This window comes from Mesorhizobium sp. Root554, assembly GCF_001427025.1.
Taxonomy (GTDB): domain Bacteria; phylum Pseudomonadota; class Alphaproteobacteria; order Rhizobiales; family Rhizobiaceae; genus Mesorhizobium.
Genome location: NZ_LMGA01000001.1, coordinates 305,328 through 326,856, shown reverse-complemented (window position 1 = coordinate 326,856; position 21,529 = coordinate 305,328). Strand labels below are relative to the sequence as shown.

Genomic DNA, 21,529 nt, shown 5'->3' with positions numbered 1-21,529 from the left:
CTTGTGAGGGCTGTTTTTTACTTTGCGGGTTTGGACGGGATCAGCGACCAGACCGCCGGCGCGATAGCGGCGGCGAGACCGGCCTTGATCAGATCCGGGACCAGGAAGGGCATGACGCCGAAGGCCCATGATTTTTCGGCGCCGATCAGCCAGGCGAGCCAGGCGAAGCCCATCGCCAGCATGACGATGTCGGCAACGACCACGGCGCCGAACAGCTTGAAGGGGTTACGGTCCCAGCCACGGTCGGCGGCCCAGCCGACAATGGCGGCCATGACGACGAAGCCGGCAAGATAACCGCCGGTCGGGCCCACCATATAGGCAAGGCCGATGCCCTTTTCCGGCGTGCTCTGGAAGACCGGCAGACCTGCGGCGCCTTCAGCCATGTAAAGCAGCAGCGTGGCGACGCCGAGACGCATGCCGAACGCGGCGGCGATCAGCATGACGACCAGCGTCTGCAAGGACAGGTCTACCGGGCCGAGAACAACTTTCGTCTTCGCCGAAAGCGTCAGGAGCAGCGTTCCGGCGACAGCCAGAAGGATCTGCATGCCGAGGCGATTGACGCCTTTTTCCGGCAGCGCGAAGGAAACCAGCGGACGTAATGTAGTTGCAAGTGCCATGATCTTTCCCATCCGTTCGACGCGAGCAGGATGGCCGCGCCGCGGTTTTCCTATATTGGCTTCCATGTTAAGCGGCAATCGGTTTTGCCGTTCAACGGGAGCATCATAGGCCGATGGAGATCAAATTCGATAGCCATTTCGACCCCGCCTATGGCGCAGCGGTGCCCGTTGCGCCCGGCGTTTTGCGCATAACCGCGCGAAATCCCAGCCCCTTCACCTTTCATGGGACCAACAGCTATGTGATTGGCTCCGACACGCTGGCGCTGCTCGACCCCGGACCGGATGATTCGGAGCATTTCCACACGCTGATGGAAACGATCGCTGGCCGGCCGGTCAGCCATATTTTCGTCAGCCATACGCACCGGGACCATTCGCCGCTCGCCGCGCGGCTGAAGGCTGAGACCGGCGCGGTGACGGTCGCGGAAGGGCCGCACCGTCCGGCGCGTCCGCTGCGCATCGGCGAGACAAATCTGCTCGACGCCAGCGCCGATGCCGACTTCGTTCCCGATCTTCGCGTGAAGGACGACGATACCGTCCGCGGCGACGGCTGGGCGATGAAGGCCGTGCTGACACCCGGTCACACGGCCAACCATGCCGCGTTCGCGCTTGAGGGGACCGGCATCCTGTTTTCGGCCGATCACGTGATGGCATGGGCGACGACAATCGTCGCGCCGCCGGACGGCGCGATGAGCGACTATATGGCTTCGCTGGACAAGCTGCTGGCGCGGGACGATCGGCTGTTCCTGCCAGGGCACGGTGGTCCTGTCACCGCGCCGCGAACCTTCCTGCGGGGGCTGAAAGCGCACCGCAAGATGCGCGAGCGCGCCATACTGGAGCGGCTGCACAAGGGCGACCGCACGATCAAGGACATGGTGGCGGCGATCTATCGCGACACTGATCCCCGGCTGCACGGCGCCGCCGGACTTTCGGTTCTGGCCCATCTCGAAGACATGTCGGCACGCGGAATTGTCAGGACTGACGGATCGCCGTCAATCGACGGTCTTTTCCTTCCTGCCGGCTAGGATCAGGACCTGTTTCATATCTATTCGGCCAGAGCCGGCCCGATCCGCCCCGCCACTTCCTGATCCAGTTCGGACAGGAAACGTTCGATGCGCGCGGCATTGTCGCCCAGATCGTGGCGGCCATAGCGGGATGCCGAGCGCATATCGACGAGCGCCGCCTCACCCTCGTCGCTGACCCTTATGGCGACATCGGCAGGAAGCTCCAGCACGAAGCTCGACGCGACGGCGTTCACGGTGATCTGCGCCTGACCGACGGAGGCGGGCATTGGTTCGACCCGCCAGCCTTGCCGCGCCACCACGGCTTCAACAGCGGCGAGCACATCCTCGAATGGCAGATCGTAGCGGTGCGTGGTCACCAGCGGATAGTTTTGCGCCTGCAGCCGCTTTTCGCCTGGCGTTGCGGGCACGGGTGCATTCATCTCAGCCGTCCGGCCGGCGGCATCCAACTGCGGCGGATCGTCGAGATCGGTGGAGACGTCCCTCAAGGAGGGATAGGCGGTCAGCCAGTAGGCGGCAACGCCGAACGGCGCGAGCGTCAGCAGCGCCAGCAGCGCGCCGAGCGTGAGGTCAAGGCCGCCGCGGTCGCCATGGCTCCAAAGCCGCGCAAAGGCGAAGACGGCAAACAGCAGCGCGCTGGCCGCGAGCAGGACCACCAGGCCCAACACCCACAGATAGCCGATCGTCTCGACCATGCCGAAATGATGGCCGATCCATACGGTCGCGAGCAGCACGATGCTGAAGGCGCCGGAGCGCCGCGCCCAGCCAGCCGCTTTCGAGGTCCGCCGTTGGAAATTATCCCGCATCTTTACCCAGCACCCGAGCCCGCACGAGGCTTAGAGCGTTTCCCACGGAGATTGAAGCGGAAAAGGGGGCTTCATTCGGTCGGCAGCTTATAATCCTCGAACTGCTTGCGCAGCGTGGTCTTCTGGATCTTGCCCGTCGCCGTGTGCGGTATCTCGTCGACGAAGGCGACATCGTCGGGCATCCACCATCTGGCGACCTTGCCCTGCATGAAGGCGAGCAAGTCCTCCTTCGTCAGTTGCTTGCCGGGCTTGCGGACAATGACCAGGAGCGGCCGCTCGTCCCATTTGGGATGATGCACACCGATTACCGCCGCTTCGGCCACGTCCTGATGACCGACGGCGAGGTTTTCCAGCTCGATCGTCGAGATCCACTCGCCGCCCGACTTGATGACATCCTTGGCGCGGTCGGTGATCCGCATATAGCCGTCGGCATTGATATGCGCGACGTCGCCGGTATCAAACCAGCCTTCAGCGTCGAACTGTTCGGTGCCGGCATTGCCGTAGTAGGCGGAGGAGACGGCCGGGCCGCGCACCTTCAGGCGGCCGAACGTAACGCCGTCCCATGGCTGGGCCACATTGTCGTCGTCGGTGATCCGCATCTCAATTCCGAAAGGCGTGTAGCCCTGCGTCTGCTTGAGATCGAGCAGCGCATCGTCGTCCAGCGCCGCCTGTTCCGGTTTCATCGTGCAGAGCGTGCCGAGCGGCGACATTTCCGTCATGCCCCAGGCATGGATCACCTCGACGCCATAGTCCCGCTGGAATTTCTGGATTATTGCGCGCGGCGCAGCCGAGCCGCCGATGACCACCCGGTTCAAATAGGGAAGCTTCTTGCCGGTTTCCTCCAGATACTGCAGCAACATGAGCCAGATGGTCGGAACGGCCGCCGTGAAAGTCACCTTCTCGCCGTCCAGCAGTTCATAGATCGATGCGCCGTCCATCTTGCTGCCGGGCATGATGATCTTGGCGCCGGTCATCGGCCCGCTCTGCCCCAGGCCCCATGCATTGGCGTGGAACATCGGCACGACCGGCATCACCACATCGCGCGAGGAAATACCCATCGCATCCGGCATCGATGCGATCATCGCGTGAAGCACGTTGGAGCGATGGCTGTAGAGCACGCCCTTCGGCTCGCCGGTGGTGCCGGAGGTGTAGCACATGCCGGCGGCAGTGTTTTCGTCGAAGGTTTTCCAACGGAAATCGCCATCCGCGCCCGCCAGCCAGTCCTCATAACAGACCACATTGGGCAAGGCGGTTTGCGGCATGTGGGCGCTGTCGGTCAGTACGATCACCTGTTTCAGCGACTTGACCGAGCCGGCGATCTTTTCCAGCAGCGGCATGAAGGTCAGGTCGACGAAGATCGCCTTGTCCTCGGCATGGTTCATGATCCAGACGAGCTGTTCGGGGAAAAGGCGCGGGTTCAGCGTATGGTAGATGGCGCCGACACCCATGATGCCGTACCACGCTTCCAGATGGCGGGCGGTGTTCCAGGCCAGCGTCGCGATGCGGTCGCCAAGGCCGTAGCCTTCCCTCTCCAGCCGCTGCGACACCTTGCGCGCGCGGGCGTGCACCTCGGCATAAGTGGTGCGGACTATCGGTCCTTCGATGGAACGCGAGACGATTTCGCGGTTGCCATGCTGCAACGCGGCATGGTCGATGAGCTTGTGGCAAAGCAGCGGCCATTCCTGCATCAGTCCAAGCATCTGATCTCCTCCCTTCGAGCTCCCTGTTTTGGACATTGTGGAAGGAATGGCCGCAATGTCCAGATGCCGTGTTCCGCTTTGACGTGGCCGGGCCCAATGGCCGATGCCACAATGCGGCCATTGTCGCGGTGGAGGCTATTTCGTGGCGGGGTGCGAATGGCGGATGGAGTGGTTCGCAATGACCCAGCGCGATGAAAAAGCCCTCGAAGACACACTTGCCGAAAGTCTGGCCGATCTCGTTCCGGACGCTGAAAGCGTGTCGGAGCAAGAGTTCGCCGAGGTGGTCGGCGGCGCGCTGGAGGCTGTCGGCGGCAGATTGCTTTTCAAGATGTGCGTGGGTGGCGAAGGCGCTCAGGAACATGTGGCCGCCGCGGCGGTGGGCGATGGCAAAAGCCAGCAGATCCTGATGATGACGCTGCCGAAGAGCGGCGGAACGCTCAAGGTGGAGCCGGCTGCCAAAAGCGGGAGCCCGGCCGCGCGCATCGCGGACGCCTATGCGGGCCTGATGGACGTTTTCCAGGCCGCTGCCTGATAGGCCAGCAGCCGAACCGTTCTTGAACCAGGACCGAAAGGATTTTGCGGCTCGCGGTCCAGCAGCTACACCATTGGGAGCGATCCATGCGATCCCAGAGCCTTCACGGTCAGGTGACCTGAGGGACTTGCCGCTGCCGGAGTGAGCCATGACCGAACAGTTGCCGTTGAGCAACCTGCAGACGCGGGATATCGAATCCGTCATCCATCCCTATACGCCGCTTCACAAGCTGAAGACGACGGGAACCCTGGTCGTCAGCCACGGCAAGGGCGTGCATGTCTACGACACGCAGGGACGTGAATATATCGAGGGCATGTCGGGTCTCTGGTGCGCCGGCCTCGGTTTCGGCGACGAGGAAATGGTGGACGCGGCGACCGAACAGATGCGCGCCCTGCCCTTCTACCATCTGTTCGGCGCCAAGAGCTTCGAACCGGCCATCGAACTGGCCGAGAAGCTCAAGGAGATCGCGCCGGTGCCGATCTCCAAGGTGTTCTTCACCTCGTCAGGGTCGGAGGCCAACGATACGCAGGTCAAGCTCGCCTGGTTTTTGAACAATGCGCGCGGCAAGCCGCAGAAGAAGAAGATCATCTCGCGCATCAGGGCTTATCATGGCGTGACTGTCATGGCGGCTTCGCTGACCGGCCTGCCCGGCAACCACAATGGCTGGGACCTGCCGGTCGACCGCGTGCTGCATACCGACTGCCCGCACTTCTACCGCTTCGGCAAGGAGGGCGAGAGCGAGGCGGATTTCGTCGACCGCATCGTCCAGTCGCTGCGCGACCTGATCGAGCGCGAGGGCGCCGACACCATCGCCGCCATGATCGCCGAGCCGGTGATGGGCGCCGGCGGCGTCGTCGTGCCGCCGAAAGGCTATTTCGAGGCGATCCAGGCGGTGCTCGACGAACACGACATCATGCTGATCGCCGACGAAGTCATCACCGGCTTCGGGCGCACCGGCAACTGGTGGGGAACCGAGACCTTCAACATGCGGCCGAAAACCCTTTCCGCCGCCAAGCAACTGACTTCCGCCTATGCCCCGCTTGGCGCGGTGATGGTGCCGGAGGATATCTACCAGGCCTATGTCGACTACACCGCCCAGCTCGGCACCTTCGGCCATGGCTTCACCTATGGCGGTCATCCGCTCGGCTGCGCGCTCGGCGTGAAGGCGATCGAGATCTACCAGAGGCGCGACATTGTCGGCCATGTGCGGCGGCTTGCACCGGTGTTCGAGGCGCGGATGAAACGGCTGGCCGAATTCGAACTCGTCGGCGAGGTCCGCTATTGCGGCCTTGTCGGCGGCGTCGAGCTCGTCGCCGACAAGACAACGCGGCGCGCCTTCAAGCCGGCTCAAGGCGTCGGGCCATTGACGGCAAAGCTGCTTGAGGAAAACGGCCTGATCCTGCGCGCCATGGGCGACACGATCGGCCTATGCCCGCCCATGGTCATCAGCGAAGGCGAGCTGAACGAATTGTTCGACCGCCTGGAAAAGGGACTTCGGCAGGCGGAAGAACATGTGACCAAGGAGAAGCTACGCGCCGCGTGACCTGAGCGACGCGCCGTACAGCATAAATCCAGACACTTCATGCGGTTCAGAAACCGATTCGTTTCCTGTCCGCATGTCGTTGTTTTGTTTGACTATCTGCCCTTGATCGCCGCCTGCGCCGCTGCCAGCCGCGCGATCGGTACGCGGTAAGGCGAGCAGGACACGTAATCCAGGCCGACCTCTTCGCAGAAATGGATCGAGGCCGGATCGCCGCCATGCTCGCCGCAGATGCCGAGCTTGATGTCCGGCCTTGTCGCCCTGCCCTTTTCGGCCGCCATGCGGACGAGTTCGCCAACCCCCTCGATGTCGAGCGAGACGAACGGGTCCTGTTCGATGATGCCCTTCTGCCGGTAGACTTCGAGGAAGGAACTGGCGTCGTCGCGCGATATGCCGAAGGTCGTCTGGGTCAGGTCGTTGGTGCCGAAGGAGAAGAATTCCGCCGATTCGGCGATGACGTTTGCCCGAATGGCCGCGCGCGGCAGTTCGATCATCGTGCCCGAGAGATACTCGATCGTGACGCCGGTCTCCTTCATGACGCTGGCGGCCACGGCGTCGATGCGCGCCTTGACGAATTCCAGCTCCTTCACGATGCCGACCAGCGGCACCATGATTTCCGGCACCACCAGCTTGCCGCTCTTGCGGCCGGCCTCGACCGCCGCCTCGAAGATGGCGCGCGCCTGCATCTCGGCGATTTCGGGATAGGATACGGCCAGCCGGCAGCCGCGATGGCCGAGCATCGGGTTGAACTCGTGCAGCGCCTCGGTGCGCTGGCGAAGTTTATCGGCCGACACGTTCATCGCCGCTGCGACCTCCGCGATCTCCTCCTCGGTCTTCGGCAGGAACTCATGAAGCGGGGGGTCGAGCAGCCGGATCGTCACCGGCAGCCCGGCCATGATCTCGAACAGTTCGAGGAAGTCCGAGCGCTGCATCGGCAGAAGCTTGTCCAGCGCTATGCGCCGGTCCGCCTCGGTGTCGGCGAGGATCATCTCGCGCATGGCGACGATGCGGGCGCCGTCGAAGAACATATGCTCGGTGCGGCAAAGCCCGATGCCTTCGGCGCCGAAGGAGCGCGCCATGCGTGCATCGGCCGGCGTTTCGGCATTGGTGCGGACCTTCATGCGGCGCACGGCATCGGCCCATTCCATGATGGAAGCGAAATCGCCGGAAAGCTCCGGCCGCAGCATCGGCACCGCGCCTTTCAGCACCTGGCCGTTGCCGCCGTCGATGGTGATGACGTCGCCCTTGCGGAAGGTAGCGCCCATGGCGATCAGCGTGCCGGTCCGGTGATCGACGCGCAGCGAGCCGGCGCCGGAAACGCAGGGCTTGCCCATGCCGCGCGCCACAACGGCCGCATGGCTGGTCATGCCGCCGCGCGTGGTCAGGATGCCTTCGGCGGCGTGCATGCCGTGGATGTCCTCGGGGCTGGTCTCGACGCGCACGAGGATCGCCTTGCGGCCCTGCCCTTTCAAATCCTCGGCATCCTCAGAGGAAAAGACAATCTCGCCTGTGGCGGCACCCGGCGATGCCGGCAGGCCGATGCCGATGACGTTGCGCTCGGCCTTGGGATCGATGGTCGGATGCAGCAACTGGTCGAGCGAGGCCGGATCGATGCGGGCGACGGCTTCTTCCTTCGTAATAAGGCCCTCCGCGGCCATCTCCACGGCCATCTTGAGCGCCGCCTTGGCGGTGCGCTTGCCGGAGCGCGTCTGCAGCATCCACAGCTTGCCGCGCTCGATGGTGAATTCCAGGTCCTGCATGTCCCGGTAATGCTTTTCCAGCTTGTCCGAGATCGTGACGAAGGAAGCGAAGGCATCCGGCATCAGCTTCTGCATCGACGGCTTGTCGGAGCCGGCGGCGATGCGGGCCTTTTCGGTGATGTTCTGCGGCGTGCGGATGCCGGCGACGACGTCCTCGCCCTGCGCGTTGACGAGGAACTCGCCGTAGAGCGCCTTCTCGCCGGTCGAGGGATTGCGGGTAAAGGCGACGCCGGTGGCCGAGGTGTCGCCCATATTGCCGAACACCATCGCCTGGACGTTGACGGCGGTGCCCCAGGCCTCCGGAATGTCGTGCAGGCGGCGGTAGGTGATGGCACGGGCATTCATCCAGCTTGAGAACACCGCGCCGATGGCGCCCCAGAGCTGTTCGCGAGGGTCCTGCGGAAACGGCTTGCCGAGTTCCTCCTCGACTTTCGCCTTGTAGAGCGCGATGACCGCCTGCCATTCGGCTGCGCTGAGTTCGGTGTCGAGTTCGTAGCCAAGCGTTGCCTTGCGGTCTTCGAGGATTTCCTCGAAGACCTCGTGATCCAGCCCCATGACGACATCGGAATACATCTGGATGAACCGACGGTAGCTGTCATAGGCGAAGCGGGGATCGCCCGAATCCTTGGCCAGCGCTTCGACCGTCTCGTCATTCAGGCCGAGATTGAGAACCGTGTCCATCATGCCGGGCATCGAGGCGCGGGCTCCGGAGCGTACGGAAACCAGGAGCAGTTTTTCCGGATCACCGAAGCTGCGGCCGGTCAAATTACCGATATGGCCGAGCGCGGCATCGACATCGGCGGCCAGGGAGTCCGGATAGGCATTGCCATTGGCATAGTACCAGTTGCAGGCCTCCGTGGTGATGGTGAAGCCGGGAGGGACCGGCAAGCCGAGGCTGCACATCTCGGCGAGGTTGGCGCCCTTGCCGCCGAGCAGGTTCTTGTCGCCGGCACGTCCCTCTGCCGCGCCATCTCCGAAGGTATAAACCCACTTGGTCATGTTCGCTCCATTGCCAAAGGGCGGGCTTCGGTCCGCCGGGCCGAGCGATAGAATGCTGCGCTGCGAAAGGCAAGGCGTGGACCGGATGGCCGAAGCGTACAATCGATTAGAGCGCCAAGAGGTCTCAGGCAGACACATCGAGGCGGAAGAAATTGTTGCGCCGAGTCGTGCATCGATATAGAACAAATGCGGAACAAAAAGGTGTGACATGAAACAGACGGGCAAGCTCGATTTCTTCGAAATGCCGGCCACCCACGGCAGGCTGGATAGCGTGAAGGCGTTCTACAGCGCCGCCTTCGCCTGGTCCTTCACCGATTACGGGCCGACCTATTCCGGCTTTGACGAAGGATTGGAGGGCGGCTTCCAGGCCGATGCGGCGGAAGCCAGCGACAAGCCGCTGCCGGTCCTCTATTCGGAAGATCTGGAAGCCACCCTTGCAGCGGTGGAAGGCGCCGGCGGAAAAATCGCCAAGCCGATCTTCTCGTTTCCAGGCGGCAGGCGGTTCCATTTCCTCGATCCGGCCGGCAATGAATTGGCGGTTTGGGGAGAGTGAGCGATAAATTCCTGTAACAACCTGAAAAACAACTATTTTCAGATTCGTGCATATCGCACTAAGTCGTTGATATCACCGCATATCAGTGATCCTTCCCGCGGCCGAAACCGGGTTGCTGATCTGGTTTGACGAGGTTTACAACCCTCCGTTTTCGAGCTAGGTCCCCTGTGAAATCGACCAGCGTTCTCCTGCACTCCTTCTGAGTGAGCTCGGAAAGGGCATGCCCATTCAAGATTTGCCGAACCGTGCCTGGGCCACCAGTGAGCAGCTTGCTGCCTATGTCCGGCTTCATGCCTTGCAGATGACGCATCTCGGTAGAAGCTCGCATGTAGGATCCGCGTTCTCCATCGCGGACATCCTGGCGGTGCTCTATGCGGATGTACTCGATGTCTCTTCAGATGACCCGAAACGGCAGAATCGCGACCGTTTCATTCTGAGCAAGGGTCATAGTGGCGCGGCGCTCTATGCGACCTTGGCCGAATGCGGTTTCATGGCCGTCGATTATCTCAAGAACCACTACCAGAACGGTTCGGTTCTCTCCGGGCACATATCTCACAAGGGTGTTCCCGGCGTCGAACTGTCAACCGGTTCGCTCGGACACGGATTGTCCGTAGGGGCGGGCATGGCGCTGTCCGCCAAGCTTAAAGGCGAAAAGCACAGGGTTTTCGTGTTGATGAGCGATGGCGAATGCGACGAGGGTTCCGTGTGGGAGGCGCTGCTTCTCGCAAGCCACCGCCGGCTCGACAACCTCGTGGCGGTCATCGACTACAACAAGCTTCAGTCACTCGCCAGCGTCCAGGACACGCTGGCGCTTGAGCCCTTCAACGCCAAGCTTACCGCCTTCGGCTGGACCGTCCACGAAGTCGATGGCCACGATCATTCTTCGCTGCGGGAAGCGTTCAGTCCGGAGAGTAAAGTGGCAGGCAAACCAACCGTTGTCCTGGCCCACACCACGAAGGGCAAGGGTGTGAGCTTCATGGAAAACAAGGTTCTTTGGCATTATCGCACAGCGCAAGGCGAAGAATATGAAAATGCCGTTGCGGAATTGAAGGCGAAGATCCCAGCCTCATGAGAGACAGTTTCGTCAACACGGTCATCGATCTGATGCGGCACGACGACAAGGTCGCGCTGATCACGGCGGATTTGGGCTTCGGCATTTTCAACAAGATCGTCGAAGAGTTTCCCGGCCGGTTCATCAATGTCGGCGTCGCCGAACAGAGCATGATCGGCACGGCCACCGGCATGGGCCTCGAAGGCTGGACAGTGTTCGCCTACTCGATCGGCAATTTCTCCACGCTGCGCTGCCTCGAACAGATTAGAAACGACGCCGCCTATCACGAGGTCAACGTGAACGTGGTCGCCTCGGGCGGCGGGTTCACCTATGGCGCGCTCGGCATGTCGCATCATGCGACTGAAGATTTATCGATCCTGCGTGCGCTTCCCGGTGTTACGGTGGTCGCGCCCTGCGATGCCTACGAGTCAGCTGAAGCGACGCGGGCGTTGGCGGCAAGACCAGGCGTTGGTTACCTGCGCATCGAAAAGGATGTGCCTATCGCGACGAAAGACGCCGGCGCCTTCACCATCGGTAGTGCCAGACGCCTGCGCCAGGGCCGCGACGTTTGTCTTATCGGATCGGGCGGAATCGTTTCAGAGGCCATGAAGGCTGCGGATCGGCTGGCCGATGAGGGCGTCTCATGCTCGGTCGTCAGCATGCATACGCTGAGCCCGCTTGACGAGGCGCTTGTCCTTCAGGTTGCCGGAGAGCACCGCGCGATTGTCACCGTGGAAGAAAACACCATCCACGGCGGCCTCGGTGGCGCGGTGGCTGAAATCCTCGCGGAATCGTCCGCCAGGGTATCGTTCAAACGCGTGGGTCTGCCCGGTGTGTATTCCTCGATCGTCGGGGATCAGGATTATCTTCGACAAAAATACGGCGTCGATTCCGAGGCAATATATGCGGCCGCGAAGCTCCTGCTGAGCTAAGACGCCTGCAAACCCACCCGTTCAAGGCACGGATGCTGATTCGACGACCGCAGACGCGTCAGTGCGTGGGGCATCCTTACCCTTGAACTGGCGCGTCAGCCGCGACGCAAATTCCATCATCGGCCTTTCCACGTAACGGAAAGTGAATTGAGAAAAGAGGAGGGTCAGCGGGAGCCCGACAGCGCCTGCCGCCAGCCATATCCATAGGTTCGTCGTGCCCACATAGCTGCCAAAGATATAGAACCAGCACCAAAGCAGGGGGTAATGCCACAAAAACGTTCCGTAGCTGATATCGCCCAGCCAGCGCAGCGCGGGCGAGTTGATGAAGCGATGGAACGGACCCCGGTCGAGTATGGCCCAGACGACAAGGCAGGCGCAGCAGGTCGATACCAGGAAGGTCAGGTCATATTGAGCGGTTTGCACCCTGGTCAGAATTCCTATCCCGACAATTCCAATTATCAAGAAAGGGAGCGCGTTCGAATTTTTGAAATCCGGCGTATTTACAATAAAACCTAAGAATATTCCCGGGATAAACATTGGCATGAGCTGACGAAAGGAGGACCACCGAATCCACCATCCCGTTTTAACGACCAGTATAGACAAAACCACAAATAGAGACCCATAAATAATTGATTTAGCAATCGACTTTGACAAAGTGAAAACTATAAATGGAATAATTATATATCCGACAATTTCAATTCTTAAAGTCCATCCTGGAGGATTGAAACTTGTTGTCAACAAAACGATATTTTTAAGCCATTCCATAAATGTAAATTCACTATATCTTATCCACTTTATATCAATCTGCATAGTTGATCTCAGTGCGTACATTTCAACGAATGCAAATGACACGACTACGATCAGAAGCGGAAATATTCTGAATATCCGCCGGACGAAATACGATAGAATTATAATTCCGTCCCCTCCGCCTTTTGCGTTGCGGATAGACAGGGTCAGGACCATTCCCGAGAGAACGAAGAAAATCGTGACCGCCAGTTCCGAGCCGGTGGAAAGAGCAGCGTGCGCCGACTTGAAGGATGGATATGGCAAATTCGCCATGGATATCCAATGCCACAACGCGACGGTCGCGGCAGCGATTCCGCGTACCGCATCCAGTTCAGGTATCCCGCGCCGCCGGTCAGGTGAAATCATCTTTTCTCAGTACAGATGCCAATTGAAGAGGGAACTATGAACCGAGGCTTTGGGAAAGGTCCGCGACTTCTTCGTCGGTAAGTGTCCAGTTGAGAACGCCGGCGTTTTCGATCATCTGTTCCGGCGACTTAGCCCCAACCACCGCGATGTCGACCAACCCACTATCGAGAACCCAACGAACGGCCACTTCAGCGATCTTTTTCTCACGCTGGCGGGCGACCTCTTCCAATCTCGCCAGAATCCGAGCATTGGCTTCCCATTGGCCGGGATCGAATTGCGCCAGTCTATTGCGGCGATCGTTGCTCTCGAACCTGGAGCTTTTGGCGTATTTTCCGGTCAACAGCCCTTGAGCGAGCGGACCATAGGCAACACAGGCAAGACCGGCTTCCCTGGCTGCCTTGAAAGCTGTTTCTGCGCCATCCTGACGAAGCAGGCTGTACGGTCCTTCAAGCGCGGAAATATTGCGGCTACTTGCAGCGCTCACGGTATTCGCATCGAAATTGGATAGACCGAAGTTCAGGATTTTGCCTGATTGCCGCGCGTCTTCAAGAGCAGCGAGCGTGTCGTCAATTGGAGTGGCCTGGTCGGGCCAATGGACCAGATAGAGTGGAATGGCGTCAATTCGCAGACGCTTAAGGCTGCCTTCCAGCGCCTTCGCCAGGTATGAAGGCGATGAGTCTTTGAACGTTCTTGCCCTTCCCCCTGCCGATTCGTTCTCCCACCTGACGCCGAATTTGGTGATTATGAAGGCATCCTTTCGACGCACGCCCAAGGCGGCTGAGAGCTCTTCTTCGCTCCGACCCAAGCCATAGACATCAGCGGTGTCAAATACGGTCACGCCAACATCAAGCGCTGCCGCTACAGCTCGCCTGACCAGCGAGAGGTCGACAACGCCCCAGTCCGTTCCCCCCAAGGGTTCACAGCCCATAGCGATGCGGCTTATCGGTAAACCGTTCCAGTTGAACGGCTTCATTTCAACGTAGTCTCGCAACGCGCAGGAGGGTTTGGGCAATCAGCTGCAAATCGAGCAGAAAACCTCTCTCCCTTACATATTTGATCCGCAGCTTATTTTTGGCCGCCAGCACCTTCGTCTCAAATTCCCGGTCCGGATCTTCGTCCCCTATAAGCTCATTCAGGTTCGAAAACTGGATGGAAGAAAAATCCGTAATTCCTGGCCTCACCGCCAATATGAGCTTCTCGTCGCCGGTGTATTGCTCGGTATATCTGAGCAGTTCCGGTCTTGGGCCAACGACACTCATGTCGCCGAGCAGCACATTGAAAAGTTGGGGTAATTCATCAAGCTTGAACTTGCGCAAGATTTTCCCGACTGGTGTCACTCGCGGGTCATCCCGACTGGTGGTGCCAGCGCCACGATCCGATCCGACATACATCGATCGAAATTTCATAATCTGGAACGGAACGCCCAAGCGACCCGCTCGTGTGCCTCGGTAAAGGATCGGACCAGGGGAAGACAGTTTGACCGCGACCGCCATTGTCAAAAGTACGGGCGAGAGCAACACGATCCCAAGGACCGCGGCGCTGATATCGAACAGCCGCTTTATTATCTCGTATCCTCTGTTTGGATGAAATTCCGTCACTTCGGCAAGCGCGGTCAAAGCGAGGGCTTTTCGAACCAAACGCCGCCTCGACCATCTTCAAACAGCTGCGCCTTTATGTTTCGTTCGGCAAAGAATTCGTCAACGGCTTTGCGTGAGCCAAAGCACGTCGCGTAATCATCAATGATCACATAGCCACCGGGAGAAACGTTGTCGTAGAAATTCTCCAGAGGCACCTTCGTGGATTCATACCAGTCACCATCCAGCCGCAGTACGGCGATCTGGCCCACGGCATCGCGCTTGACCGGGACGGTATCCTGGAACCAGCCTTTGACCAGCGTCACTTCGTCCTTCGGGAACTTAAGAGTATCGAACATAAGCTCGCCCACCTGTTCGATCGTGCCCAGGCAGGCCCCCTTAGGAAGCGGCCTGATGAAATTCCCAACCTTTCCGCCCTCATAATCTTCGGCTGTTGGTTCGGGCAGGCCCTCATACGAATCAAAAAACCATTTCGGACGAACAGTCTTTCCCAGTTCGCGGCTGGTCAGCGCGATCATCGCCGCAGTTCCGCCCTCGGCAACACCACATTCGACCAGACTTCCAGGAATATTGTTCCGTTCTGCTTTCGCAGTCAGTTCGAAAGCATTTTCGAGAGCCTTTTTTCCCCCCATGCTGTACGGCAACAGCCTGCGGGTCAGCGACGTTCTTAGCTTGTCTTCACGGCTCCCCACGACATGCGCTGCCGCATAGCGCAACAGATAGCTCTGGCGCAGGGTCCATTTGTAACCATTGTAAAGCGCATCATATGTGACGCGGTAGAGGCCGCTTGGCAAAGTTCGCTGCAGGAACGGGATCAAGATCCGGGCAAATCGCCCAACCAGCCCTGGGCGGTATTCAATCCTGTTGACGCCATCCAAAGTATGCTGTTCCGACATTGGTTTGTCCTCCAGGAGGTGGCGCTCGAGGCGCACTGAATCGGCATGAGCTCGAAGAGCTCGTCTCGGTTCGTTGTTGGATCAGCCGGTCCATTAGCAGAAGCTGGATAGCGTTTCCAGCGCTGCCAAGGTGGATCGCCTCATCGCGGATATCCGCTATCCCGCAAGTGTGTCTTTTTTTTCGACGGCGGCAGAACCGGCGCGGACTCTTTCTTCTATGTGGTCGCAAAACGCCTCATAGACGATATCGGCATCGAAGTCTTTTTGAAACACGGCCCGCGCTCGGGCTCGTATTGGTTCACCCGGCTTCAGGTCAGCCAATCGGGTAAGCGCTTCGGCGATACCGTGGGGGGTCGAGGCGACTGTGTCGATAAAGCCCTGGTCACCGTACTCTTGCTGCATCACGCCATTGATCGTCGTAACGACCGAGAGGCCGCTCATGAGATATTCCCCAAACTTGTTGGGAAAACTGGCTTGGAAATCCGGAGTGTTATCGTAACAGAGTAGTCCATAGTGACTGTTGTCATACAAGAATTGCACCTCATCGCGAGGCACGAAACCAGCATAGATCATGTGCTCGCATGCTTGTTTGACGGAAAGAATTTGGTTTTGCAGATCGCCCCGTCCACAAATGACAACCTGAATCCGGTCGCGGACTTCTTTGGACAGCAGGGTCTGGGCTTGAACCAGTGCGCGTGTCGCCTGCTGATTGGTCAACGACCCCGCCCACGCGAATATTGTCTTGCCGGAATTCGGGTCGAATCCCCTGACCTTCCAAGCCGTCTCGATCTCCTGCCAGCGCGTCTGGTTACGGGAAATCGCCCTGGATGCGAGACGAAAGACCCTATCGTGGTCCGCTTGAGCATCCGTTCGACTACCCTTCGATTGCGCCCATTCGAGGCAGCCCTGCGTAATCGCAGTCACGCTGTCGGCATGTGAAAGAGAATGTTTCACATCCCGCTCATAAGGATAAAGCAGCCACTTGGGTGCAAACCCGAACTTCTTCTCCAACCGGTCTGCGATCACGTCCGGCCAAAGATCGCGAACGTCGACCATCAGCGGGACGCCGTGCCGATCAGCATAGTCACTTGAGGCCCTCACCAATTCCGGCGTGGGCATACTGGCGACAATTATATCCGGCACCGGCTCCTTGACCGCCGCTTCCCGAAAGCTGCGGCCAATCCGCCAATGATCGTAGAAGCGCATCAGGGAAATGTTGGACGAATAGCCCGGCGAATAGAGCAGAACGACTTTGGAATTTTCCGAGCCGGGTATCGGCACCTCATTTCCTGGAATGCGGTGGTACAGCTTGGTCGGGTGTTCGAACTGGCCCGTCCACCAGACGACTTCATGCCCACGCTCTACGAGGCGGCGCGCCAATTCACCCGAACGGAAAAGATGACTGCCGACTGAATCCGGCAAAAACGGAACGCTTTCGCCATACTTGACGATCCAGATACGCAAATCGATTTCCTATCAGCGAACAGGTGGGTGAGAAACGCCGAGCGCGGCGGATGACTTAATAGGCCACCTTGCCCCAATTGTGACCGCCAAGAGGATCGCAGCCGAACGCGACTGGCGACAGGTTTTGCAGGAACTGCATTCTGATCCCTAGATTCGAACGGCCGGACGGATAGCATCATCTGTCCGGCGAAGCCAGCTTGATCGGGTCGCACCCGTCGAAGGCTGCTGCGGTGCCGGAAACACAGCATCCATCCTTAATCTAGGCCGCTCTTTGTCCACACCATCGGGCGCGAGCCTATCCTTGCCGGTTAACCGCCGCAAAAGGACAGCTCATGGAAAACACGCCCAACCTCTCCCTCCCCTACCTGATGCCGAGCCAGGCGCAGAAGCACGTGACGCACAATGAAGCGCTGGACCTCCTCGACGCGCTGGTGCAGATCGCCGTGCTGGACAAGGATATCGCAACCCCGCCAGCCACCCCCGGCGATGGCGACCGCTATATCGTGGCGGCGACACCGACCGGCGACTGGGTAGGTCAGGCTGGCAACATTGCGGTTTTTCGCGACGGCGGCTGGAGCTTTCTGCAACCCCGTGCCGGCTGGCATTGTTTCCTCGCCGACGAAGTCGCTTTCGTGTGTTGGACCGGTTCGGCTTGGAAACCAGTCTCCGAGACGATCGAAACACTGCAGAACCTGAGTTTGTTCGGGGTGGGAACAACCGCAGACTCCACCAATCCGTTCTCGGCAAAAATCAACAAGGCCCTGTGGACCGCATTGAGCGCCGCCGAGGGCGGCACGGGCGACCTCCGCTACACGCTCAACAAGGAGGGCTCCGGGAACATCCTGTCGATTCTGCTGCAATCCGGCTTCGGCGGCAGGGCGGAGTTGGGCCTCCTCGGCAATGACGATCTGACATTGAAGGTTTCGGCCGACGGATCGACGTGGAATTCAGCCATGGTGGTGGACAGGTCGACCGGCCACGTGCAGGCCTCCGGTCTGGCGGCGACCGTTGATATCCAGACCTTCGCCGCGGCCGGCACCTGGACCAAACCCGCCAACGCCAAGCTCGTTCAGGTCACCTGCATCGGCGGCGGCGGCGGTGGCGGCGGCGGACCCAAGGTTGCGGCCTCCAGCGCCGCATCCGGCGGCGGCGGCGGTGGCGGCGGTACGCGGATCATCTCCATGTTCAATGCCAGCGCACTGCCTGCAACCGTCTCGGTGATCATAGGAGCCGGCGGCGCGGGGGGCGCAGGCGCCACTTCGACTGGCGACGGCGGCAACGGGTCGGGACCCGGCGGCGACACCATCTTCGGCGCCTCGCTCGCGAGCGCCTATGTGGCGGCGCACGGCGGCGGCGGCGGCGGCGGCGGCGGCGGCGGCCGCGCCAGCGGCGGGGGCGGCGGCGCGGGACGCAACCAGGCAGGAGGCAACGCCAATGGCGCAACCGCCGGCGCGGCCGGCATTGGCGGCGGCATGGCCGGCGCCACCAGCGGCAGCAACGGCCTCTACCAGGTGAACGATTTCGGCGGCGGCGGCGGCGCGTCCTCGCATCAGGTGACCGGCGCGGGCGGCGGTGGCGGTGCCGGGCTGGCCGGCCCGGGCGGTGGCGCCGGAGGCGGATTCTCGACGGCCAACACGGCCCTCGCCGGTGCCGGCGTGCTGACGCCATTCACGACGGGAGTTGCTGGCTCCACCGGTATCGGCGGCGCGGCGCCCGGCGGCGCGGGAAGCAATGGCGGCGGCGGCGCATCCTCAACTTCCGGCGACGGCGGGAATGGCGGCAACGGCATTCTGCCCGGTCAGGGCGGCGGCGGCGGCGGCGCTTCGCAGGCGGGCAATGGCGGCGATGGCGGCACCGGGGCGTCAGGCCAGGTGACGGTCGTCACCTATTTCTGAACAGGCACCCCGAAGCCATCCAAACGATGCCGAACGGTTTCCCGGCCGGCCGCATCAGCCAGCGACGAGACGCAGCGCCTCGCCGCTGCGCTCATAGCGTTCCCCGCTGCGCGGGCAGACCAGCGTTTCGTCGAGGATTTCGCCGGCCTTCGATACCCAGCCGATGCGCCGCGCCGGAACGCCGGCCATCAGGGCAAAGGCAGGCACGGTCCTGGTGACGACCGCGCCAGCGGCGATCAGGCAGTATTCGCCGAGCTCATTGCCGCAGACGATCGTCGCATTGGCGCCGATCGTCGCGCCGCGGCGCACGCGCGTCGGGCGAAACTCATCCTTGCGTTCCACTTCGGCGCGGGGATTGAGCACGTTGGTGAAAACGCAGGATGGGCCGCAGAACACGCCATCCTCAAGCTCCACGCCTTTGTAGAGCGCGACGTTGTTCTGGATCTTGCAATTGTTGCCGACCGTGACATCGGGTCCGATCATGACGTTCTGGCCGATCGAGCAATTCTCGCCGACCCTGGTGCCGGGAAGAATGTGCGCGAAATGCCAGACCTTGGTGCCATCGCCCAGCACCGCGCCGTCATCGACATAGGAGCTTTCGTGGACAAATGCTTTCTTGCTCATAGGCGTGCTCCTAGCGTGCCGGTTGCTGCAATTCCAGATTGGCGCGCAGCGCCTTTTCCGCCTTGTCCAGCACCCGCAGCACGGCGAGGCCTTCCTTGCCGTCGGTGCGCGGCGTGTTGCCGGTTTCGACGCATTCGGCGAAATGCCTGCACTCGTCCTTCAAAGGTTCGGATTTCTCGACCGCGATGCGCTCGGCATCGGCCTTTGCCGGATTCGGGACCGCACCGGACTGGTCGATCGTGTGGCGGTAAAGCAGCAGCTTGTCTTCCCAGGCCGGGGCGCTGTCCTCGAACACGGCCATGGCCTTTTCGCCGATGACGACCAGACGCTGCTCCTTGAACGGGTGCATCCAGGAGGCCTGGACATGGCCGCTGCCACCGCCGGGGAAATGCATCTGCACCGTCACCATGTCGGCAATTCCGGGCAGGAAAGAGACGTTGCCCTGTGCGGAAACGCTGGCCGGCTCGGCGCCGTAGAGACCGAGGATCATGGAAATATCGTGCGGCGCGAACGACCACAGGACGTTTTCCTCGTTGCGGAATTTGCCCAGCGACAGCCGGTTCGAATAAACGTAGAGCAGCCTGCCGAGATCGCCAGCTTCCACCATCCGCCGCAGCTTCACATAGCCGGGGTGGTATTGCAGCAGGTGGCCGACCATCAGCACCCTGCCCGTGCGTTCGGCCAGCGCGCAGAGCGCCTCCGCCTCGGTTACATCCAGTGCCACCGGCTTTTCCACATAGACGTGCTTTCCGGCCTCCATGGCCGCCTTCGCCTGGGCGAAATGCAGGCCGGCCGGCGATGCGATGGACACGGCATCGATGGATGGATCGGCCAGAACGTCCCCGAAGGAGGCGGCGCGCACGCCATATGCTTTGGCCGCCGCCTCGGCAACGGCCGGGACCGGATCGACGATGGCGCCCAGATAGCCGAGCTCATGGAAATTGCGGGCAAGGTTCTTGCCCCAGTAGCCGTGCCCGACATGCGCAATGGAAACCATGAAACGTTCGCTCTTCAATTTTGATCGTAAATCGGAAACCCCATTTTACCTGGAGTTTCCTCGCGTTTGTCGAATTATTTCGGAATAGAGATCAAAGGCTTTTCTTTCGCCGATCGCCCTGCAATTTCTAATAATTCATCCCCATGCTCAGTGTCTTCTTTAGCATCATGTGATACCGGTCGCTTATTCGATCTATATTTCGATTTCAATTTAAGAATCGGCTGTTCAAAACCGTGCCATGATAAGGGTGCGAAGGCCGCTAGCAAGACAAGCCCTGTCAATTGGTCCGGAGGCCAAGTTTGTCCTTCGAATCGATAAGAGCCGGTACCGATAAAAAACACGTGCCATAGGTAGAGGCCATAGGAAATCTTACCTATGTACCTTAAGGGAGAAATCTCGAGGGCACTAACCACGAGTTTTTGCTGATTAAGTAATATCCATGCCAATAAGAGTCCGATCCCGACAGCACGCAACTCTACGCTGCCAAAAGGGATGGGATACGTGGCAGAAATGATATAAAAAAAGGTGCCTACGACGACCGAATACCAGCTGCGAAAAATTTCGATGAACCAGCCACTTCTCAGCCTTAAGACAATAGCGATTATACAACCGATCGCGATGGGCGACGCGGCAGGCAATGTCCAGGCGAAGTAGTTGTAAGCACCATTTCTGGGTGCAATATACCTGTAGACTACGGATGCCAAAACAAATAAAACTGCTATATATATTAGAGAAAAACCTCTCTTGTAAAAAAATATAAATATCAATGGCCAGAATATATAAAAGTGCTGCTCTACGGCCAGCGACCAAACATGCCCCACAACGGTCGTTCTGAAATAATTTGGAGTGAAATTAAAAATCATAGTAAGTAGATATGGAACTGCACCGATTTTTAACCCAGCATTTCCTACTGCGTCTAAAAATATGACTAAGGCACAGAACAGAAAATAAACAGGAAGAATCCGCAGCGCACGCCGGGCTGCAAACCGCTTGAGCGATATTGAGCCGGTGTTATCATGTTCCGCGATCAGCAGACCAGTGATGAGGAATCCGGATAGGACAAAAAAGATTTCGACCCCGCGCGTTGGTGCGACGAGATTTTGCAGATAGACGCCCCATTCTGGAATCTTGCCAAGCTGGGCGGTGATACCGAGATGACCCAGTATTACGATAATGACGGATATAGCTCGCACGCCGTCGAAGCCGCGAATATAGCCCATTTAATCACTTCCATTGATCGGTGTGTGGCTTAACGCGGCCTCTCGGCCACGGTCAACCCATTGGTCGCGACTTGCCAGCACCATCTGGCCGCACATCGAAGCCCTTCGCGCTTACCGCCTGCAAAATGGTCGCCCGCCCGTGATAGCAGGCCAGGGTCAACCGATTCCTCCAGGTGC

The 21,529-nt window shown here is 60.0% G+C and carries 19 protein-coding genes; 7 read left to right on the top strand and 12 right to left on the bottom strand.

Features of this window, described 5'->3' with window-relative positions; genetic code table 11:
- Positions 1–17: 17 nt before the first annotated feature.
- Complete coding sequence (locus ASD44_RS01570) at positions 18–617, bottom strand: biotin transporter BioY (protein WP_056115229.1); 600 nt, start codon at positions 615–617, stop codon at positions 18–20.
- 113 nt (positions 618–730) lie between these two features.
- On the opposite strand from ASD44_RS01570, the gene ASD44_RS01565 reads away from it, so the two are divergent.
- The gene (locus tag ASD44_RS01565; protein WP_056107883.1) at positions 731–1,639 is read left to right on the top strand and encodes an MBL fold metallo-hydrolase; all 909 of its coding nucleotides are present in this window, start codon (positions 731–733) and stop codon (positions 1,637–1,639) included.
- A 20-nt stretch (positions 1,640–1,659) separates the two neighbouring features.
- Here the strand turns inward: ASD44_RS01565 and ASD44_RS01560 are convergent, their stop codons facing one another.
- Positions 1,660–2,442: a DUF1499 domain-containing protein gene (locus ASD44_RS01560; protein WP_056107880.1), complete on the bottom strand. Its 783-nt coding sequence runs from the start codon at positions 2,440–2,442 to the stop codon at positions 1,660–1,662.
- A 71-nt stretch (positions 2,443–2,513) separates the two neighbouring features.
- Positions 2,514–4,142, bottom strand: coding sequence for a fatty-acid--CoA ligase (locus ASD44_RS01555; protein WP_056107877.1), 1,629 nt, complete (start codon positions 4,140–4,142; stop codon positions 2,514–2,516).
- Positions 4,143–4,320: 178 nt separating this feature from the next.
- Between ASD44_RS01555 and ASD44_RS01550 the strand changes: the two genes are divergently transcribed.
- Positions 4,321–4,674, top strand: coding sequence for a hypothetical protein (locus ASD44_RS01550; RefSeq protein WP_056115224.1), 354 nt, complete (start codon positions 4,321–4,323; stop codon positions 4,672–4,674).
- A 148-nt stretch (positions 4,675–4,822) separates the two neighbouring features.
- Positions 4,823–6,217, top strand: coding sequence for an aminotransferase (locus ASD44_RS01545; RefSeq protein WP_056107874.1), 1,395 nt, complete (start codon positions 4,823–4,825; stop codon positions 6,215–6,217).
- A 92-nt stretch (positions 6,218–6,309) separates the two neighbouring features.
- On the opposite strand, the gene ppdK is transcribed toward ASD44_RS01545, so the two are convergent.
- Complete coding sequence (gene ppdK, locus ASD44_RS01540) at positions 6,310–8,973, bottom strand: pyruvate, phosphate dikinase (protein ID WP_056107871.1); 2,664 nt, start codon at positions 8,971–8,973, stop codon at positions 6,310–6,312.
- Between the two features lie 208 nt (positions 8,974–9,181).
- Between ppdK and ASD44_RS01535 the strand changes: the two genes are divergently transcribed.
- From ASD44_RS01535 to ASD44_RS01525, 3 genes are all read left to right on the top strand, one after another.
- Entirely contained in the window at positions 9,182–9,526 is a 345-nt protein-coding gene (locus tag ASD44_RS01535) for a VOC family protein (protein WP_056107867.1), read from the top strand.
- 220 nt (positions 9,527–9,746) lie between these two features.
- On the top strand, positions 9,747–10,598 hold the full coding sequence (locus ASD44_RS01530; protein WP_056107864.1) for a transketolase: 852 nt from the start codon (positions 9,747–9,749) through the stop codon (positions 10,596–10,598).
- Positions 10,595–11,509, top strand: coding sequence for a transketolase C-terminal domain-containing protein (locus ASD44_RS01525; protein WP_056107861.1), 915 nt, complete (start codon positions 10,595–10,597; stop codon positions 11,507–11,509). The genes ASD44_RS01530 and ASD44_RS01525 overlap by 4 nt, the downstream gene beginning before the upstream one ends.
- A 21-nt stretch (positions 11,510–11,530) precedes the next feature.
- On the opposite strand, the gene ASD44_RS01520 is transcribed toward ASD44_RS01525, so the two are convergent.
- The 5 genes from ASD44_RS01520 to ASD44_RS01500 form a co-directional block, all read right to left on the bottom strand.
- Complete coding sequence (locus ASD44_RS01520) at positions 11,531–12,661, bottom strand: acyltransferase (RefSeq protein WP_056107859.1); 1,131 nt, start codon at positions 12,659–12,661, stop codon at positions 11,531–11,533.
- A gap of 34 nt (positions 12,662–12,695) precedes the next feature.
- Positions 12,696–13,634 carry an aldo/keto reductase gene (locus tag ASD44_RS01515; protein WP_056107856.1) on the bottom strand — a complete coding sequence of 313 codons (939 nt, stop codon included), beginning with the start codon at positions 13,632–13,634 and terminating at the stop codon, positions 12,696–12,698.
- A gap of 1 nt (position 13,635) precedes the next feature.
- Entirely contained in the window at positions 13,636–14,277 is a 642-nt protein-coding gene (locus tag ASD44_RS01510) for a sugar transferase (protein WP_244478703.1), read from the bottom strand.
- The gene (locus ASD44_RS01505; protein ID WP_056206697.1) at positions 14,274–15,152 is read right to left on the bottom strand and encodes a TylF/MycF/NovP-related O-methyltransferase; all 879 of its coding nucleotides are present in this window, start codon (positions 15,150–15,152) and stop codon (positions 14,274–14,276) included. The genes ASD44_RS01510 and ASD44_RS01505 overlap by 4 nt, the downstream gene beginning before the upstream one ends.
- Before the next feature lie 156 nt (positions 15,153–15,308).
- Positions 15,309–16,616 carry a glycosyltransferase gene (locus tag ASD44_RS01500; protein ID WP_056206692.1) on the bottom strand — a complete coding sequence of 436 codons (1,308 nt, stop codon included), beginning with the start codon at positions 16,614–16,616 and terminating at the stop codon, positions 15,309–15,311.
- Positions 16,617–16,948: 332 nt separating this feature from the next.
- Between ASD44_RS01500 and ASD44_RS18845 the strand changes: the two genes are divergently transcribed.
- Positions 16,949–18,511 carry a DUF2793 domain-containing protein gene (locus ASD44_RS18845; protein ID WP_056107845.1) on the top strand — a complete coding sequence of 521 codons (1,563 nt, stop codon included), beginning with the start codon at positions 16,949–16,951 and terminating at the stop codon, positions 18,509–18,511.
- Between the two features lie 54 nt (positions 18,512–18,565).
- On the opposite strand, the gene ASD44_RS01485 is transcribed toward ASD44_RS18845, so the two are convergent.
- Genes ASD44_RS01485 through ASD44_RS01475 form a run of 3 tightly spaced genes read right to left on the bottom strand, consistent with a single transcriptional unit; the run spans position 18,566 to position 21,352 of the window.
- The gene (locus tag ASD44_RS01485; protein WP_056107841.1) at positions 18,566–19,135 is read right to left on the bottom strand and encodes an acyltransferase; all 570 of its coding nucleotides are present in this window, start codon (positions 19,133–19,135) and stop codon (positions 18,566–18,568) included.
- Between the two features lie 10 nt (positions 19,136–19,145).
- Positions 19,146–20,150, bottom strand: coding sequence for a Gfo/Idh/MocA family oxidoreductase (locus ASD44_RS01480; RefSeq protein WP_056107839.1), 1,005 nt, complete (start codon positions 20,148–20,150; stop codon positions 19,146–19,148).
- Between the two features lie 56 nt (positions 20,151–20,206).
- Positions 20,207–21,352: an acyltransferase gene (locus tag ASD44_RS01475; RefSeq protein ID WP_056107835.1), complete on the bottom strand. Its 1,146-nt coding sequence runs from the start codon at positions 21,350–21,352 to the stop codon at positions 20,207–20,209.
- Between the last annotated feature and the right edge of the window lie 177 nt (positions 21,353–21,529).

Excerpts from the sequence above, each read along its gene's own strand:
- ASD44_RS01525 (WP_056107861.1), top strand. The coding sequence starts at position 10,595 with ATGAGAGACAGTTTCGTCAACACGGTCATCGATCTGATGCGGCACGAC.
- ASD44_RS01505 (WP_056206697.1), bottom strand. The coding sequence starts at position 15,152 with ATGTCGGAACAGCATACTTTGGATGGCGTCAACAGGATTGAATACCGC.
- ppdK (WP_056107871.1), bottom strand. The coding sequence starts at position 8,973 with ATGACCAAGTGGGTTTATACCTTCGGAGATGGCGCGGCAGAGGGACGT.
- ASD44_RS01555 (WP_056107877.1), bottom strand. The coding sequence starts at position 4,142 with ATGCTTGGACTGATGCAGGAATGGCCGCTGCTTTGCCACAAGCTCATC.
- ASD44_RS01515 (WP_056107856.1), bottom strand. The coding sequence starts at position 13,634 with ATGAAGCCGTTCAACTGGAACGGTTTACCGATAAGCCGCATCGCTATG.
- ASD44_RS01565 (WP_056107883.1), top strand. The coding sequence starts at position 731 with ATGGAGATCAAATTCGATAGCCATTTCGACCCCGCCTATGGCGCAGCG.
- ASD44_RS01530 (WP_056107864.1), top strand. The coding sequence starts at position 9,747 with ATGCCCATTCAAGATTTGCCGAACCGTGCCTGGGCCACCAGTGAGCAG.
- ASD44_RS01545 (WP_056107874.1), top strand. The coding sequence starts at position 4,823 with ATGACCGAACAGTTGCCGTTGAGCAACCTGCAGACGCGGGATATCGAA.
- ASD44_RS01560 (WP_056107880.1), bottom strand. The coding sequence starts at position 2,442 with ATGCGGGATAATTTCCAACGGCGGACCTCGAAAGCGGCTGGCTGGGCG.
- ASD44_RS18845 (WP_056107845.1), top strand. The coding sequence starts at position 16,949 with ATGGAAAACACGCCCAACCTCTCCCTCCCCTACCTGATGCCGAGCCAG.
- ASD44_RS01475 (WP_056107835.1), bottom strand. The coding sequence starts at position 21,352 with ATGGGCTATATTCGCGGCTTCGACGGCGTGCGAGCTATATCCGTCATT.
- ASD44_RS01570 (WP_056115229.1), bottom strand. The coding sequence starts at position 617 with ATGGCACTTGCAACTACATTACGTCCGCTGGTTTCCTTCGCGCTGCCG.
- ASD44_RS01520 (WP_056107859.1), bottom strand. The coding sequence starts at position 12,661 with ATGATTTCACCTGACCGGCGGCGCGGGATACCTGAACTGGATGCGGTA.
- ASD44_RS01535 (WP_056107867.1), top strand. The coding sequence starts at position 9,182 with ATGAAACAGACGGGCAAGCTCGATTTCTTCGAAATGCCGGCCACCCAC.
- ASD44_RS01485 (WP_056107841.1), bottom strand. The coding sequence starts at position 19,135 with ATGAGCAAGAAAGCATTTGTCCACGAAAGCTCCTATGTCGATGACGGC.
- ASD44_RS01550 (WP_056115224.1), top strand. The coding sequence starts at position 4,321 with ATGACCCAGCGCGATGAAAAAGCCCTCGAAGACACACTTGCCGAAAGT.